This is a genomic window from Caloramator quimbayensis (assembly GCF_900167605.1).
Classification (GTDB): Bacteria; Bacillota; Clostridia; order Clostridiales; family Caloramatoraceae; genus Caloramator_B; species Caloramator_B quimbayensis.
In genome coordinates, this window is sequence record NZ_FUYH01000013.1 from 1 (window position 1) to 17995 (window position 17995).

General features: G+C 33.3%; 13 protein-coding genes. 3 read left to right on the forward strand and 10 right to left on the reverse strand.

From position 1 onward, the window contains the following. A partial coding sequence (locus B5D15_RS15445) for a hypothetical protein (RefSeq protein ID WP_078696853.1) occupies positions 1-730 on the forward strand: 730 nt, incomplete at its 5' end. Positions 731-1066: 336 nt separating this feature from the next. Here B5D15_RS15445 and B5D15_RS09330 read toward each other — a convergent pair. Next, positions 1067-1831 carry a MerR family transcriptional regulator gene (locus tag B5D15_RS09330; RefSeq protein ID WP_078696854.1) on the reverse strand — a complete coding sequence of 255 codons (765 nt, stop codon included), beginning with the start codon at positions 1829-1831 and terminating at the stop codon, positions 1067-1069. Positions 1832-2119: 288 nt separating this feature from the next. Here B5D15_RS09330 and B5D15_RS09335 point away from each other — a divergent pair, with 288 nt between their 5' ends. After that, positions 2120-3451 carry an alanine/glycine:cation symporter family protein gene (locus B5D15_RS09335; protein ID WP_078696855.1) on the forward strand — a complete coding sequence of 444 codons (1332 nt, stop codon included), beginning with the start codon at positions 2120-2122 and terminating at the stop codon, positions 3449-3451. A 452-nt stretch (positions 3452-3903) separates the two neighbouring features. Here the strand turns inward: B5D15_RS09335 and rsgA are convergent, their stop codons facing one another. The 7 genes from rsgA to B5D15_RS09370 all read right to left on the reverse strand — a co-directional run bounded on the left by rsgA (position 3904) and on the right by B5D15_RS09370 (position 13854). Next, positions 3904-4968, reverse strand: coding sequence for a ribosome small subunit-dependent GTPase A (rsgA, locus tag B5D15_RS09340; RefSeq protein WP_078696856.1), 1065 nt, complete (start codon positions 4966-4968; stop codon positions 3904-3906). 893 nt (positions 4969-5861) lie between these two features. After that, positions 5862-7463 carry a sodium:solute symporter family transporter gene (locus B5D15_RS09345; protein ID WP_078696857.1) on the reverse strand — a complete coding sequence of 534 codons (1602 nt, stop codon included), beginning with the start codon at positions 7461-7463 and terminating at the stop codon, positions 5862-5864. Between the two features lie 79 nt (positions 7464-7542). After that, positions 7543-8553 carry a polyketide cyclase gene (locus B5D15_RS09350; RefSeq protein ID WP_078696858.1) on the reverse strand — a complete coding sequence of 337 codons (1011 nt, stop codon included), beginning with the start codon at positions 8551-8553 and terminating at the stop codon, positions 7543-7545. A 46-nt stretch (positions 8554-8599) separates the two neighbouring features. After that, positions 8600-9892 (reverse strand): MFS transporter, encoded by a 1293-nt coding sequence (locus tag B5D15_RS09355; RefSeq protein WP_078696859.1) that lies wholly within the window; start codon positions 9890-9892, stop codon positions 8600-8602. Positions 9893-9921: 29 nt separating this feature from the next. Continuing rightward, positions 9922-11100, reverse strand: a complete 1179-nt coding sequence (locus tag B5D15_RS09360) for an ester cyclase (RefSeq protein ID WP_242948725.1) — start codon at positions 11098-11100, stop codon at positions 9922-9924. A gap of 125 nt (positions 11101-11225) precedes the next feature. Beyond that, the gene (locus B5D15_RS09365; RefSeq protein ID WP_078696861.1) at positions 11226-12257 is read right to left on the reverse strand and encodes a LacI family DNA-binding transcriptional regulator; all 1032 of its coding nucleotides are present in this window, start codon (positions 12255-12257) and stop codon (positions 11226-11228) included. Between the two features lie 196 nt (positions 12258-12453). Next, on the reverse strand, positions 12454-13854 hold the full coding sequence (locus B5D15_RS09370; protein WP_078696862.1) for an alanine/glycine:cation symporter family protein: 1401 nt from the start codon (positions 13852-13854) through the stop codon (positions 12454-12456). A gap of 954 nt (positions 13855-14808) precedes the next feature. On the opposite strand from B5D15_RS09370, the gene B5D15_RS09375 reads away from it, so the two are divergent. Further along, positions 14809-15030 carry a LexA family protein gene (locus tag B5D15_RS09375; RefSeq protein ID WP_078696863.1) on the forward strand — a complete coding sequence of 74 codons (222 nt, stop codon included), beginning with the start codon at positions 14809-14811 and terminating at the stop codon, positions 15028-15030. Between the two features lie 88 nt (positions 15031-15118). On the opposite strand, the gene B5D15_RS09380 is transcribed toward B5D15_RS09375, so the two are convergent. Together B5D15_RS09380 and B5D15_RS09385 are read right to left on the reverse strand one after the other, a co-directional pair. Beyond that, positions 15119-15718, reverse strand: coding sequence for a class I SAM-dependent methyltransferase (locus B5D15_RS09380; protein ID WP_078696864.1), 600 nt, complete (start codon positions 15716-15718; stop codon positions 15119-15121). Between the two features lie 15 nt (positions 15719-15733). Continuing rightward, a complete protein-coding gene (locus B5D15_RS09385) occupies positions 15734-17983 on the reverse strand; it encodes a DEAD/DEAH box helicase (protein WP_242948726.1) in 2250 nt (749 codons plus the stop codon). Positions 17984-17995: the final 12 nt, after the last annotated feature.

Here is a 17995-nt window from a genome sequence, read left to right on the forward strand (position 1 = left end):
CGCCCATTTTATTATAGATGCTAATGGGGCAGACATATCGAAAATTTTGCATTTTATCAACTACAAATATGCCATGTATTTTAACAAAAGGCATAAAAGACATGGCCACCTCTTCCAAGACAGATTTAAAAGCAAAATCGTCAAGGATGACAGGTATCTCTTCGCCTTAACTGCTTATGTTCACTATAATGCAACGGATATCAAAGGCTACGAGACAAACCCTCAGGATTATCCTTTTTCATCCTTAGGAATATTTTTAGCTGAAAAGAAGGATGAGTATCAACTTATTGACGATGAGTTTATTTTATCAATGTTCAGCCTGAAAGAAGCTGCTGCAAGGACCATGTACAAGGATTTCATATTTAAAGTAAAAAGCGTAGTAGATGCTCAAAGGGAAGAGTTTAAAAATGAGCCTACGGAATATAGAAGCATGAGGACAGTTCTTGTAAGGGATATATCCCCTGAGAGGATAATAGAAATAATTACAGAAAAGTTTAACATGGATAAGCTTATGATAAGGATAAAAAGGGCAAAGAATGCAAAAGAAGCAAAGGCTGTGCTTTGCTTTGTTTTAAGGAAGTTTTGCGATTTAAAATGCGCCGATATATGCAGGATTTTAGGGAATACGGGGCAAGCTAATGTTTCGAGGCTGTGCACAATAGGCAGAGAGCTTGTAAAGGAGGAAAAGTATAAAGGATTGGTTGATGAAATTTTAAAAATGTGTGCATAAAGTTTTCAATATTAAAGGGAACATTTTGCATTTATACAAAGAATAATGCATGCCTTTTTGAAATTTAATTTATTGACTATAAAAAACTTTGTTAAATATCCGCAAGTCAATAAAAAGTTTTTGCGTTTGTGGTTGAAATATATATTAAGATTGGACAAGCCTATACAAAATAAGGTAAATTATCTAAAAAACAAATAATTTTTTAAGGAAAAACGATGTGGTTGAGTAAACGATAGAGCGATTTTAAAATTTGAATTAGAAGGTAAAATAATAAGTAACCGTCCCAGATACCTACAACAAAAGGGGCATATCGCCCCTTGCTTAAATCATGCAAATTTATTTTTTCATCCCTGTATAAATAAGAATGGCCTCTCTTAAAAATTCAGCTGCTCCTGCCTTTACTTTATCGTAATATGCCTTGAATCTCTCATCATCAACATACATCTGAGCAAGGCCTGCATGAGCTTCCTTTGTATATTTGTCCCAAAAGCAGCATAGCCACTGGCGATGCAAATCTGCAGCCTTCTGTGCAATTTCACAGGATGGGTCGCCCGTCTCCATTGCCTCCTTTAGAGTATCAAGCACAGCTGCACTTAGTTTTTCTACCCTATCATATTCTTCTTTATTCATATTTTTTAACTTGTTATAGGATTTATCAACTTCTTCATCTCCATATTTTTCTCTGATCTCCTTACCATATTTCTCCTCATTTTCTTCAATCATTTTTTGCTTAAATCCCTCAAACTTTTCTTTATCAGTCATAGTAATCCTTCCCTCCCATAATGCAATAGTTTTATCTACATTAGCAATTAACAGGTCCAACTGTCTTCGCTTTGTCAGGAGTTTTTCACGATGTTCTCTAAGCGCATTAATGGCATTAAAGTTTGGCGAAGTTATTATTTCCTTAATTTCTTCAAGGCTTACACCTAATTCTCTATAAAAGAGAATCTGCTGCAATCTATCAACTTCCGCCTTACCATAAATGCGATATCCTGAAGAATTGATTCTTGCCGGCTTAAGAATTCCAATTTCATCATAATATCGCAGAGTCCTGCTGCTAATTCCTGCCATCTTTGCAAGCCTTTGAACCGTATATTCCATTCTCTCACCTCCTAACAAGATAACTATACACCTTTACGCTGCGTAAATGTCAACAGACTATTATAAATTTTTTTGCTTAAGAATTATTTTTATAGTTTTAAGTATAATAAGTAACCGTCCCTCTATGTTTTTATTTTAACAATTAGAAATACTTAGAAATATTAAACAAATTAAAAATATTTAACGATATTCCCGATTGTTAGAAGTTTAACTATTTGAAATTCAAATAATCGATTTTTATAATAATATTGGAAGCTTCCATAGCAAATATCTTTAAGGGGGGATAATATGCTGCATATAGTAAAAAGCATAAACAGTATTCTTTGGGGATACATATTGATATTCTTGCTATGCGGAACGGGAATATATTTTACAATTCTTTTAAAAGGCGTTCAAATAAGAAAGTTCAAGGACGGATTTAAAAGAACCTTTGGAGGAATAAAGCTAAAGGGAGACGCCGCTGGAAAGGAAGGCATGTCATCCTTTCAAGCTCTTGCAACTGCAATAGCTGCACAGGTTGGAACGGGCAACCTTGCAGGTGCAGCAACGGCTATAGCCTCAGGCGGACCTGGCGCAATATTCTGGATGTGGCTTAGCGCTTTCTTTGGAATGAGCACCCTTTTTTCAGAAGCAATATTAGCTCAGGTGTATAAAGAAAAGGTAGATGGAGAAGTTACAGGAGGCCCTGCATACTATATAAAAAAAGGCTTAGGAAGCAACGCTCTTGCTGTATTCTTCTCAATTTCAATAATTCTCGCCCTCGGATTCATGGGAAACATGGTTCAATCCAACTCAATAGGAACCGCTTTTTCTAACATATTTGGAATAAGCCCTATATTCGTAGGAATAATTCTATCAATAATTGCAGCATTTATATTTATAGGAGGAATTAAAAGAATCGCCTCTGTAACAGAAAAAATCGTTCCAATAATGGCTGCTTTTTATATTATAGGTGGACTATTTATAATAATTAGAAATATTGATTCATTTATACCAGCACTAAAAATGATATTCGTAGGCGCATTTAATCCAAAGGCTGCAACAGGCGGCTTAATCGGTGCAACTGTAAAACAGGCTGTAAGATACGGAGTTGCAAGAGGACTTTTCTCAAATGAGGCCGGTATGGGTTCAACTCCTCACGCCCATGCAGTAGCAAAGGTAAAGCATCCTGCTGAACAGGGCGTTGTTGGAATTATAAGCGTATTTATAGATACCTTCATAGTTCTTACAATTACTGCCTTTGTAATTCTTACGACAGGCGCTTTAGATGGGAAAACAACAGGCATAACCTTAACTCAAAATGCCTTTGTAAAAGGAATGGGCTCCTTTGGAGGATACTTTATAGCAATATCTCTATTATTCTTTGCCTTCTCAACTATAATTGGATGGTATTTCTTCGGCGAGGCAAACGTTAAATTTTTATTCGGAAACAAAGGACTTTTGCCCTATAGAATTCTTGTTGTAGTATTTATAGCCCTTGGAACAACCCTTGAAGTTCCTCTTGTTTGGGAACTTTCAGATATGTTTAACGGCTTTATGGTAATACCAAACCTTATAGCATTAATCGCTCTTTCAAAAGTTGTAAAAAAATCCCTTAATGAATATGAAAATTTAAAATAAAGATATGGAGGGACGGTTACTTATTATTTTACTTTTATATTAGTAACCACCCCTATTTTTTTAATTGTACAAATACTAAATTAAATAAGTAACCGTGCATGACTAAAAAATAGCCACAACGACGGAATGAAAAAGTTTGTCACTTGTCAACTGGGTGGCACTTTTTTTTGCGGTATATCTCCTTTATCCGGTATCTAACACTGCGTATTGTCATATATATCCAAATATGGGAATGCTACATTTTCACACTAACCGTCCTTCAAATTATACTTTCACCGCCAAGCTGTCGCCATGCCGGGCACACCAAAAAAAGCGAGGCGGCAGATATTAATCTGCCGCCTCGCCGTCTTTCATGTCAAAAGAGCAACTGAGATATGTTTACTCTATTTATAGTTATTCCTATTTTTATTAATTTTAAAACATTGAAATATTATTTAAATATAAAATATCCCTTATCGTTTTTTGCTAATGTTTTTTATAGCCTTGCATAAATCCTTTACCCTCTTCTTTCCATTCATTCTTATTAGCTGGTTTTGCTTCCCTTCAAGATATCTAAGCTCCCTTTGAAGTTTGTTATAGCTCTCAAGCCTCTTTGCATCAAGAATTCCCTCTTCAATGGCAGCCTTAACGGCACATCCTATTTCTTTATCGTGTCTGCAGTCCCTAAATTTGCATCCCTTCGCAATTTCCTGTATATCCTTAAATGTCTCCTGTATTCCTTCACTACCATCCCACAGCTGAAACTCTCTAAGCCCAGGGGTATCTATTATAAAGCCTCCTGTAGGAAGCTTAACGAGCTGCCTGTGTGTTGTAGTATGTCTTCCTGTATCATCATATTCCCTTATAGAACCAGTTAAAAGCAGCTCTTCTCCTGCAATATAATTAATAAGCGTTGACTTGCCAACTCCTGAAGAACCAAGAACAACTGCTGTCATGCCATTCTTAAGATATTTTTTTATATCATCAATTCCGCGACCATCAACAGTGCTTATTACATGAATAGGGGTTCCTATAGCCACTGCCTCAACCTGACATAGCTTTCCTTCAATATCTGTGCAAAGATCAGCCTTACTCAAAACTATTACAGGGTTTGCATTGCTCTCATAGGCCATAGTAAGATATCTTTCAAGCCGTCTAAGGCTCAAGTCCCCATTTAGAGATGTTACTATAAATACAGTATCAAAGTTTGACGCAAGAACCTGCTCATTTGTTTGTACCCCTGCAGCCTTCCTTGAGAACTTGCTTTTTCTTGGAAGAACAGCATGGATTATCGCCTTTTTCTCATTATGAATAGGAGTTAATACCACAAAGTCCCCAACAACAGGAAAATCCCCTGTTTTCTCTGCTTCATAACGCATTTTCCCCGATATCTCTCCTTGATACTCTCCAAGTTCAGTATATATCCCGTATAAATGCCTTTGCTCTATAAATATCTTCCCAACTATATAATCTTTATCTGCAAAGCTCTTAAAACTTTCTTCAAAATATTTATTCCAACCTAAATCAGTTAAATTCAATTCATAACAACTCCTTTAATTCTAAAAATGGGCATAAAAATACCGCAGAAATAACCTGCGGATTTTGGACATAAAAATAACACGGTACACCCGTGCCTTATATTCACATTATCCAGGCCAAAGGTTACACTAAAACGACTATAGATGCATCGCAGCTACAGTCCAATATTAAATTTTATACTACAATCACCAAATCCACTCTTTTTATCATAAGACATCACTCCTTTGCCTGATTTTTCACACTATTATTATATGCCATAAACAGTTAAATATCAATAGCATCATCAGGGACAGTTACTTATTATTTTACCTTTATATTTTACAGCAACCCCTATATTTTTTTAAATTGAACTGATAGTAAATAAAATAAGTAACAAGTCACGACTAATTAATAACCACAACGAATGTATAAAAAAGATTTCTCACTCATCAATTGCATAGAAATTTTTTTCTCAAATCTCCGGTGCCAGTCACCAAAGATTGGGAAAACTTTTTCACACTAACCGTCCTTTTTACCCTTTTCACTTTTATACCTGCTTAGCAGTTGAGCATAAAGTTCATATAATAAGTAACTGTCCCTCATACTTCTATTAAAATGACAGGTGCTAAAATACATATAATTTTAGCAAACACTGCGTGTAATATTATAAGGATGGTCAATTTAAGCTTTCAAAAGACTACCCTTGGCTTCGCTATACTCAAAATTAGATCAATGAATGTAACAGGACTCTAAAATAGAGTCCTTAAAGCAGAAATTAAAACAAAAATTCAAATTTTATGTGATGCATAATAATTTATTTAAAATTTCTTATGCATTATATTTATTTTCATTGTATATTTATTAATTATTTTTTAAAAGATCCCTATTTTTTCGGAACTCTCGGTGGCACTTTTTAAAATTGTAATAATGCTAAGAAAATATATTGTAAAAAGAAAAACACCAAAGTTATTATAGCATATTTATCTATTTTAAAAGGTAGTATAGATATTCCATCTTCTTCAATAGTTCCTTCTTTAATCATTTTTTCTCTCATACCATTTACGGTATACTCTTTTATATCATTAATAGGTTTACAGCTATTTTTAAATAGCATACTTGCTATATAACCTAATATACAAGTCAGCGCACATCCTATTGCTGGATTCCAGAGCCAGCTTACCTTATATACATTTGCTATTAAAAAACATCCAATCGTTCCAAGTATAAATCCTACTGCTACACCTTTATCATTTGCTTTTAGTGTAAACATAGCTAATAAGAATGAACCGCATGCGGGTCCTGAAAAATATGATATATATTTTCCTACTACATCGAGTACAGATTTAACAGTTCCTCCAAAACCAACAATAACAAATAATATAATAATTACTCCAAATACTGCAGCGATTGACATTGTAAGTTTTAAGGTTGTTTCTCCTTTATCTTTTTTAAAGTATTTTTCATATATATCTTTTATAAATACAGTTGTTAAAGAGTTTAAAAGGGAATCTACACTTGACATAGCAGCAGCAAGTGCACCAGATATTGCTAATCCAAGTACACCTATAGGAAGTTTTTCTAACATATATGTTATCATAATTTCATTTGAAGTTTGAAATTTTCTTCCCCCAAAATATACCCAAAGAATCAAACCAACAGTTAACATTATAAAATACATTATGTTCATTAAAAAAGCACTTGTTAAAAAAGAACTTTTTATACCCTTAAGGGACTTTGCAGTTAAAACCCTTTGCACTTGTACTTGGTCAAAGCAAAAATATCTAATCCACATTATTGTTCCACCTATAAGCGACGCCCAAAAAGTGTTAGTTTTTGAAATATCAAATTGAAAATCTAAAGCCTTCAACTTACCAGCTTCTCTTGCCATACCTATTGTTTCAAAAAATCCCATATTTATGTGTTTTAACCCAAGGAATATTACTGCAAACAAACTCCCCCAAAGAACAATCATTTGAACCACATCTGTCCAAATAACTGCCTTAATCCCACCCATTATTGTATAAGAAATCGAAATAATAACTACTATTGGAACTACAACTTTTAACGGCATTCCTGTTAGTTTTTGTAATATAAGGGAAGGTATAAATACCATTGAACTTACTTGAATAAGTGAATTTATAAAAAACTGTGCAACTGTTAAGTTCCTGCTTATATGGCCTAAGCGGTATTCCATATATTCATAGACTGAAGTTACTCTTACTCTATAAATAACAGGTGTAGTAACGCTTAATGCAAAAAATACTGCAAGCGGGACAGTAATATTTACCATAAAGGGAGCAATACCTTCATTATATGCCCAGCCAGGCCCTCCTATAAAGGAGTTTGCACTTATCATAGTTGCTGAAACAGATAGAGCTATAGGAATCCAGGGCATGGATCTTCCTGCTAAAAAAAAATCTTCCTGTGTTCTGTTATTTTTACCCACAAAGTATCCAATTCCGAGCATAGCTATAAGGTAAATTATAATTATTAAAATGTCTACTGTGGAAATCATTCATATCCCTCCCCTAAAAAATAATATTCATAAGGATTATCTAACTATCAAAGCAGATAATCCTTATGTTTTATAATTTTTAATCTTTATTCAATATTTCTTTTGTCCTTTCAATGATATCAAGTCCCTGCTGCTTTAACCAATAAGGAATATCTATAAATACCCAGTTTTCAGACAGCTTATCTCCCTGTCTATAATAAACGTCAACAACCTGCATATCAGCCTTAATTTGTCCACCAGGAAGGCCTAAAAAGCCTCCTATAGGTTTATTAGTTAAATTAGGCCAGCCAAAGAAGCACGCAAAATTTCCTTCAGCAAACCTGCATACATGTCCATTAAATTTTTTATCTGCCAAGTTGTTTCTAAATGGCAATTGATGCTGTTCCTGATATCTTGGAATAGTATAACTTGCCCCAATGCCTCCTGGTCCATACCATATCATATTCTTTGACCATGTTCTCTCTAAAACCTCAGGTGGACATCCCATAGAACCACTTTCATTTAACTTGCTTAAATCATCTACCATCTTATTTACAAGTTCTAAAGTCTTTTTACCCTCATTTTCATCTGCATCCGTAAGCAAAAGCCCATCATGATTTCTTGGCCCTGGATAAACAAAATAGTTACCAGTTTGTGGAGGAAGAGGATTTATACCTGCCTGCATCATAAAGCCAATAATATCCACAAATAAACCTGTTTGAGTTATTTTGCCATTATCAACACAATTAAACTCAACATATCGCAAACTAATCATCTTCCTTGTATGCCTGATTCCAAGCCAATCCTTATCAAAAAGCCCCATAAAATGTCCCATACTCATAACCCATTGCTCGCCACTTATTTCGTTAATTCCAGCAATAAAAATATCCTGTCGTCTTTGAATATTACTTAAGGAATTCATTAAAGGACTCCAAAAAACCTCTGCTGCCTTTTCACTGCCATGCTGTTCTCTAAATGGGTATACACCCCTCCACAAGTAATCTTCACTTGTATATTTTTTTAACACATCATGCACATTTTCAGAGTTTGAATTTTCAAGGTCTGAAAAATAATCTAATACTAATTTTTTTGCTGCCGAAAATTTTCCCATAATAAAGCCTCCTATATTAGATATATATTGATATTTATATTCTAAACTAAGAATTTAAAGTTTCCTCTGCAGTCTTTACGAAAACCTTAGTTGAAAGAGTTTCCGGTAAAAATGCCCAAACAACAGTTCCCGCTATGAAAACACTTAGAGAAATATTAAATATTCCAAGCATACCAACTGATGTATCAGCAAGTCCCGCTATTGCTGGGAGAGCAAAAGTTGATATTATTCTTCCTCCATTAAAGGATATACCTGGAGCCAAGGCACTGAATTTTTTGGGGAATAGTTCTGTATAATATGCTCCCCAGTGTCCAGAATATCCAACAAATAATCCTAATAAAAAGGATACTGCTTTAAAAGTTGATACATCTTGAGAACCTAGTCTCGTAAATATAAATACAAATATTGCACAGGCCAACATACCAACAGCAGGAATTTTTCTGCCAAATTTATCTGCAATAAAGCCCCACATATTATATCCAATAAGCTGTCCTATACCTTGAATACTGTATATCGCTCCTGCAGTTGCTGCACTAAATCCCAAAACATTTCTTAAATATGTTGTAGAGTTATTTGAAAATGAAGAATACGCAACAAAATTAGCTCCTGAAAGCAGTATTGCACCTAATCCAATCCATAAATATTTCCCTTTGTACATATTAAAATAGTTTATCTTCTCACCCTTATCTTGGGCTTCGATATTTAACTTTTTTGTATATTCTGAATCATCTGGCACAAAGAAAAACACAAGTATAGCAGCTACAAATTCAGGTATTATACAAGTGTACATTAATATTCTCCAATTAGCATCTCCTAAAGCACCATACAGCTTCCCACCAAAAATCATAGCCAGTGAAAATAAGCTTGTTAATATAGCAGCTAATTTACCTCTATATTTTTGTGGGAACATTTCTGCAGCCAAAGGCATAGCAGTTCCAAAAACTCCTCCAAGGGCAAGTCCAGTTGCAAATCGTCCTATTCTCCATAAAGTAAAGCTCGTAGGAACAACAAGTGGAAGATAAGTTGTTACAGCAATAGATATTGCAATAGCTATTAAAGTTTTCTTTTTACCTATTTTCGAAGCAATAGTTCCAAAAATAAAAGTACCAATAATCGTTGCAAATGACATTACTGCAAATATTGCTTCTGTCTGTTTAAAAGTAAATCCAAATCCACCCTTATCCATAGTTGCAACCATCGTTGGTTTAACAAATGTACCAACCATAAAATTATAACAGTAGAAAAAGTACACTGTAATTATAGCAATAAACCCTAAAATTCTATTAAAATTACTCATCTCTTTTCCTAAAACTATTCCTTCATCGTTTTTATTTTGCATAAAATTAACCCTCTCTTTCAAACTTACTTTTATTCATTTATAGGCTTGTCATCTTCAAAATTGTTTTGCATGTTTAAATAAATTTGGCGAAGAACATCCAAACCGTCAAAGGTTATCCATTCTTCTTTAACTTTCATATTTGATATATGGTAATGATTAATTCCTAATATATTTATTGGTTTACCCGTAGGACTGCCAAAATATCCAATACCCTCATGCAAGCCTTTTATTCTCCATCTTACTGCTACATCCCATTCATCTTTTTTATCCCTTTCATTGCACGTAACTCTTTCCACACTAAAACTTGCATTAGGAAAGGATGCAAATAAACTAATAAGCATACCCTGTATTTCATCATATCCAATCAAATCTTTATCACAAATATAATGTATAACAGCATTTTCATGATAATATTTTTGAACTTCATTAAAAAGTTTATAGTTATAAATTCTGCTTGTCATTTCAAGAACAAGTTCTCCAACTGAGTTATTCTTTGCTGTGTATATTTTAGGTGACCTTTGACCTTCCATCGCTTCACATACTCCAAAATGCTGCTGAAGATTTGAATGCTTGATTTTAGAATTTATTGCCATTCTTTTTGCAACTTCATGAGGATCAAAGCCTAACTGTTTTACAATCCATAAATTATCCCTTACAAGCCACTCTTCATGTATTCTATTGTCTTCAACTGCGCAATCCACAGTAGTTCTAAAGTTAATTTTTTTCCCCGTAGCAGGTCCAAAGGAGCTGTCTCCCAAATTTGTGGCTGTTGACATAATTCTATGAGAAGAGAAATATCCATGCTTATCAAAGGAAGACCATATTACATTTTGACCTATAAGCCTTCTATCCGGAAATGCATGTAAAGTTTGAAGGGTTCCTGAAATTACCTCATTAATTCCGCTTACATTGTAGGAGCCTAAATGCATAACAATATTATTGCTATAGGTATCATATATAACCCCAATACCTTTTTCCTCCCAAATTTTATGAGTTATTTTAATAATATAATCTACAAAATCGTTATAATCCTTAGAAAATCCTTGTAAATCCTGTTTTTTTTCACTATATTTAATATAGTCATTATAATCCTTATATCTTAAAGTATTAACTTCTCGGCTGTCACCATAATAAACAATAACGCTTTCAGCAAAATTTTCTTTTACTATATCCTTTTGTTTAACTGCATTTTCATTATCAGACACCATATTCATCCCCCTTACATATGTTAAATTTATAAATTGTAACTTGTTTCTTCCTCCTTTCATATTTTTTATTTTGGAATACGTATTCCATTCCCGTAAAAAAATAAATAAATTTAATATTACCTCCCTTACAATTTTTTAGTAGTTCCTCTTATGATTAAATTTGTATTTATCTTTTTATATATAGGCTTATCTAATCCTTCTTCAATCAATCTAATAAGCACTTCAACCGTACTATGAGCCAAAGTTTGAACTGGCTGAGACACAGTTGTAAGATTATAAGAATGCCATGACGCCATTTCAATATCATCAAAACCTACAATAGAAATATCCTCTGGTATATTTAAACCAAATTCATATCTTGCAGCATCCATAAAGCCCATTGCAATTAAATCACTTGAACAAAATACTGCCTCGGGTCTCTTTTTTTTTAATAGTTCTACAGCTGCTTTATATCCAGAATCATATGTATAATCCGATGATATTTCAAGTATATTATTTATTCCTCTTTCATATAAAGCGTTATAAAATCCTGTCTTTCTTTCAGCTGTCATTGTTGTGTTTTTCTTGTATGTAATATTAACTATATTTTTAAATCCAAGGTTTGCAAAAAATTCTCCAACCATTCTCCCAGCTTCATTATGATCACAATATACTGAACTTATATCTAAATTTTTTATTACTCTATTAAAAAGTATCAATGGAGTTTTATTTTCGATGCACAGCTTAATAATATCGTTTGATAATGCAGCTGAAGTAATAATTAAACCATCAACTTGGTATTGTAAAACTTTTTCTAAAATTTCATCAATATGGTGTTCTGAATCCAAACTAAAAATTAGACATTGATACCCCTTTATTTGAAGCTGTACGACAATATTTAAAATTACTTTATTATAAAATGGTCCTATAGGACCTCCTACTACCAACCCAACAATACCTGTTCTTTTAGAAATCATGCTTCTTGCAATAAAATTCGGTTTATAACCCAGCTCATTTGCAGCCTTCAATATTTTTTCTCTTATTTCAGGTTTTACGCTTCTCTCGGAATTAGGATTAAAAACTCTTGATACTGAAGATTGAGATACTCCTGCCAGCTTTGCTACATCCTTAGAAGTTACAGATTTATTAAATTTAGTTACATTTTTAATTACCGTCATAAGTGTATTTCCCTTTTTTTTAATTTTAGTATTAATTAAGGAATACGTATTCCTTAAAATTATTATATTAAATTTTTAGGCACATGTAAATACAATTCTAAATATTTTATATATTTGTAATATGATTTTCCAATATTTAATTCAAATCAAAAAACCACCCAGCTGACTTTGTCACTTGTCAACTGGGTGGAACTTTTTACTCTTCCCAACAATCTGCGTTTTTAAGACCTTCTATATTCTTTGCCTTAAACTTAGGATCAAGTCCCTGTCTTTTTTGTCCCTCGTAGTCCTTTAAAACCTTAAAGGCAACGCTGCCAAGCATCAGTATAGCAATTATGTTGAGCACTGCCATAAGTCCCATAAATAAATCCGCCAAATCCCAAACGATTTGAAGGGATGCAACAGAGCCCCACATAACCATCCCTACAACTAAAAGCCTGTAAAGGGTTAAATAAGTCTTGTTTGAATTTATAAACTCAATATTTGTTTCTCCATAATAATAATTTCCAATAACAGAGCTGTAAGCAAAGAGAAAAATACAAACAGCTATAAATATGCTCCCCCATCCACCAACGTGGTAAATAAGAGCGCTTTGGGTTAGTTTTATTCCAGTTAAGCCATCCTTAACATATTCCCCTGAAGTCAAAATTATAAAAGCCGTTGCGCTGCATATCAAAAGCGTATCTGTAAAAACGCTGAGGGTTTGAATAAGCCCCTGCTTTGCAGGATGAGTTGTATGGGCAGTCGCTGCAGCATTAGGAGCACTTCCCATACCGGCCTCGTTTGAGAAAAGCCCCCTCTTTATTCCCATCATAATAGCAGCTCCTATTCCTCCCCCTATCGCCTGCTTAACCCCAAAGGCACCCTTTATAATCATTCCAAACACATGAGGAATAAGATTAATATTTTTAACAACAATAAACAAAGCAACAACTACATAGGCAATGGCCATAACAGGAACAATAGCCTCTGCAGTCTTTGCAATTCTCTTTACTCCGCCAAATATAATAAATGCAGTTAAAACAGCAATAACAGAGCCTGTTACATAGGTTTTAATGCCGAAAGCCTTGTCAAAGGCCTGAGATATCGTATTTGCCTGAACTGAGTTAAACACAAGCCCAAAACAAATAGTTATCAGTATTGAGAAAAGTATCCCCATCCACCTTTTCCCAAGGGCTCTTTCCATATAATAAGCCGGGCCTCCACGGTAGTTCTCTCCATCCTTTATTTTATAAACCTGCGCAAGGGTGCTCTCCACAAAGCTTGAAGCACCTCCAATAAGCGCTATAGTCCACATCCAAAATACAGCCCCAGGCCCTCCAACTGTAATCGCAGTTGCAACCCCGGCAAGATTTCCTGTACCAACACGGGATGCAGTGCTTATACAAAAGGCCTGAAAGGATGATACATGGCCTGTGCCCTTTGCACTTCCTGTACCCTCTGTTAAAAGCTTAAACATCTCCTTAAAATATCTTAGCTGAACGAATCTTGTCCTAAGTGAAAAATAAAGCCCTGCTGAAATCAATAAAGCGATTATAACATAGGACCAAAGTAAATTATTTGCTTGATTGATAAAATTAGATAACATTTGGCTCATATAATACCTCCATCTTTGTATAAATATTACTTTTTAATTAGTGCAAAGATTTTAACTTAAACTAAGTTAAAAAAATTAGAGAAAGCAATAGGGGATATTAAGCTTTAATTTTGGCGGAGAAAAATATTATGAATTTAAAACATCCTTTTAAATCTTTTTACTAAATTTTCATACAAATAAGGATGCTTGATTAAATAAACACTCACACATTTTTTAAGTTTATATTATAAATATAAAAAAATCAATACTCCTTTTTTAGGGTGTATCCTTGGGGTGTATCCTTGACCTCTAAAACTTTTTTTCTTTATATTTTCTTTTCTTTTTATTATCTTCTATATATATATATAATTTTAATATAATTTCAAGGATACAAGGATACATCAAGCTCTAAAGCCTTATATATCAAGGGTTTAAGCCGTATCCTTGGGGTGTATCCTTGGGTGTATCCTTGCTATAAATTTCTTATTCTCTAATAAAATAGATAAGAGATACGCTAAAAAAGTAAAATATTAATTTTAAATGCATGTCCTAAAATTCACCTTTCAAACGTTATAAAATAACGTACATTTTTAATATTAGTTTCCCATTCCTCAATAATAAATATTACTAAAAGCCCTAACGCTGTTCACCAAAGAACGCATAAATAGTAATAGTTTTTATTCATGCTTTTTATAAAACTTCAATCAGCTAATTTTAATTTCTCCCCTAAAATATAAATAGTTTGAAAATGATAAATTTATATATATACCCTAAAAGCTAAAAAGTTCACCTTCCACAGAGTTTCGCAGGGGGACGGTTAGTGTGAAAATGTTACATTCCCATATTTGGATATATATTACATATCGGATGCCAAGCACCAGAAATAGTGCCACCCAGTTGACAAGTGACAAACTTTTTCATTCCGTCGTTGTGGCTATTTTTTAGTCATGCACTGTTACTTATTAATTTAACAACATTGATGGAGATTTAGTTGTAATTCAAAAGACAAATGCTGCTGAAAACAGGGACATAGTTGCAGTCTCTTTAGGGGACGAAGCAACTTTAAAGCGTTTTGCAAGAATGGGAGGAAGTGTTCTTTTAATCCCCGAAAATTCAAAATATGAACCAATAAACATACGAGATGAGCAGGCAAGAATTCTTGGAATTGCCGTTGGAATAATAAAAAAGAAGGCATAAAAACGCTTACGCTGCTATCCTTTAAAAAAGCTCCCCTATGTCAACAGTTTTATTACATAACTGTCTGCCATAGGGGAGCTTTTCAGTTTTAGCTGCCATTTCTGCCCCACTTTTTTATAATCACGCTTATCCAATCTTCATTTTTCCTCTCTTCTCGCACATCCTTCGTTTTCCACATATCTAATATTGTAAAAAGAGGAAAAGCATCTATTAATTTTTTTAAGGTGTTTTCGTTATAGTTATTAAACAATCGCCCGCCTCTTATCTCCTGCCCGTCTCCATATTTAAAAGAAGCGAAGATTATACCATTATCCTTTAAGGAATTTGAGAATTTATCTAAAACTTCTTTTATATTAGTTTTGGGTACATGAAGAAGGGATGCACAAGCCCATATTGCATCAAACTCGTTTTTAAAGTTCATTTCCTCAAATCTCATTTTTATAGTTTTCTGACCTGTAAAGTTTGAGCTTAATTTAGTCATTTCCTCCGATGCATCTATGGCTGTAACTTTAAATCCCATATCTAAAAAATATTTAGTATCTCTTCCCGAGCCGCAACCTGCGTCTAAAATATGGGCACTTTTGTTTAAGTATTTTAAAAACTTATCGTATAACTCCTTCATGTCAGCAAAGGCAGTATTATTAAAAAACTCTAAAGCATTTTCATCATAATATTTAATTGAATTCATATAATGCTCCTTTAATTATTTTATAAATCTATTATAATACTCTCCTAACTTTTCATCGCAGAAAGCCTTTATCCAGTCCTTCTCTTCCTGTGAAAGTTTTTTCCAAACATAAGGATTAAACTCTATGTACTCTATGTCCTTGCTTTTTCTTAAAAACCTCATGTCTTCAAATCTTTTAAAAGGATTCTCAAAAATATTTCTCTTTACTAACTTTCTATCGATTTCATCTCTGCAATATATGCTGTTTGGTTTTTCAACATAAAGATTTTTATTCCTTCTATCTTCATAAAACTTGATAAAGTATTCAACCACATCATCAATTAAAGCCTTTCCATTTTCATCGCAGCATTCAAGCATAGCTTTCAAAAGAACTGGTTTATATGAATAGGACATATCCATCTTTTCCACCATTTCAATAAATATGTCCTTCATATTGCTGTGATTAATAAGCCTCCAGCCATATTCCTTTGCGTATTTTAAAACAGTCTCCTTTTTAAAATAATTAAAATATTTACTGCCCGCTGGAACTTTTAAATCAGGTATTATTTTCCCTTCTCTTATGTATCTTGATATTGTTTCTTCCTGAACATCAACCATCCTTACAAACTCTATCTGAGAAATAAGGTTTTTAACTTCCTCCTGCCAGTTAAATAAATCTATATATTCATAATCAGTAACATCTACAGGAAAATCCAAATAAACTGCAGGTTTTTCTCCATTTTTAAGCATATTATTTTCAAATTCTTTAAGATTATCGGGTGCTAAAACATATTCATTAGGTCTGTATTTGTCAATATTAAAAAGCCTATGCAAGGATAATGCATTATTAAACATATTGGCATTATCAATAAAATCAAAAACCATCAAATATTCTTTACCCTCACATTTTCTTGTACCTCTTCCCAATTGCTGAAGATAAATGGTTTTTGACATTGTAGGTCTTGCCATGAATAAAACCTGTGTTCTTGGGCTGTCCCATCCTTCATTCAGCAAATCGCAGGCGCACAATACATTTATTTCTCCATATTCGTATTCTTTTAAAATTCTTTGCCTTTCCTTTGAAGGCATCATGCCTGATACTGCATATGCATTAATATTATTTTCTTTAAGCATATCGGCTATAGTTTTAGCATGATTTACTGATGCGCAGAATATAACTGTTTTTTTATCTTTTACATAATTCAAAAACGTTTCTACTATTATTTTATTTCTCTCTGGCACAAATATTTTACTTTCAAGATCTTGAGAGTTGTACTTTATTCCATTAAATCTTACATTAGAAATATCAACATTGGTTTTTACCCTTATGCATCTTATAGGAACTAATTCCCCTACTTGAACTGCTGTCTTTAAATCTAATTTATGGGCGATATTCTTAAAAAGTTCAAGTATGTCCTCTCCATCCATTCTCTCTGGTGTAGCTGTAAGACCTAAAGTAAACTTTGGCCTAAAATAGCTCAATATTTTTTTATATGTTTCAGCGGCTCCATGATGTGCTTCATCGATAATTATATATTCAAATTCATCTGGACTGAAATTATCTATATTCTGGCTTATACTTTGAACGCTTCCACAAACAATATATGCATCCTTTTCTTTTTTTTCAGCAATATAAATGCCTGAATCTTTCTCAGGCCATAGCTCATTAAACTTTTCCTTAGCTTGAAATACCAAATCCTTTGTATGGGCAAGATATAGTGTCCTGCTTTCTAATCTTTTAGCATCGGATATGGCAGTTACGGTTTTACCTGTACCTGTTGCATGATATAAAAGGGCAATGCTTTCCCCATTTCTTCTCATATTATCTAAATTTTTTAAAGCTTCCTCTTGATGATCCTTTAAAACAATAGCTCGTCCTTTTTGCTTTGGTAAAAAATCTTCAAACTCTTTAAAGAGAGGCATTTCCCCAATAAAAGTAATAAGCTCGTCCTTAACCTTTTCCCTTTGATATTTAAGCTGCCTATATGCCCATCTGTATACTTTCCAGTTTTGATATATTAAGCTGTTTTGCTTTAAAAGATCGTCAAAATATTTGCCTTCATTAACTTTATATGGATTATGATAATTTTCTCCATCTATCTCGAATGCAATTTTATAATCTTCGCACATTAGTGCAAAATCTATAAACCTGTTGTTCCCATAAATATCTACAACTGGATACTGCATAAAAAGATAATTAGTTTTATCCGCACCAAATACATCAGAAAATATATCAATGAATAAATCCTCAGCTAAACTCGAAAGTTTTATTTCATCTTTACCCATATGAATCATCTC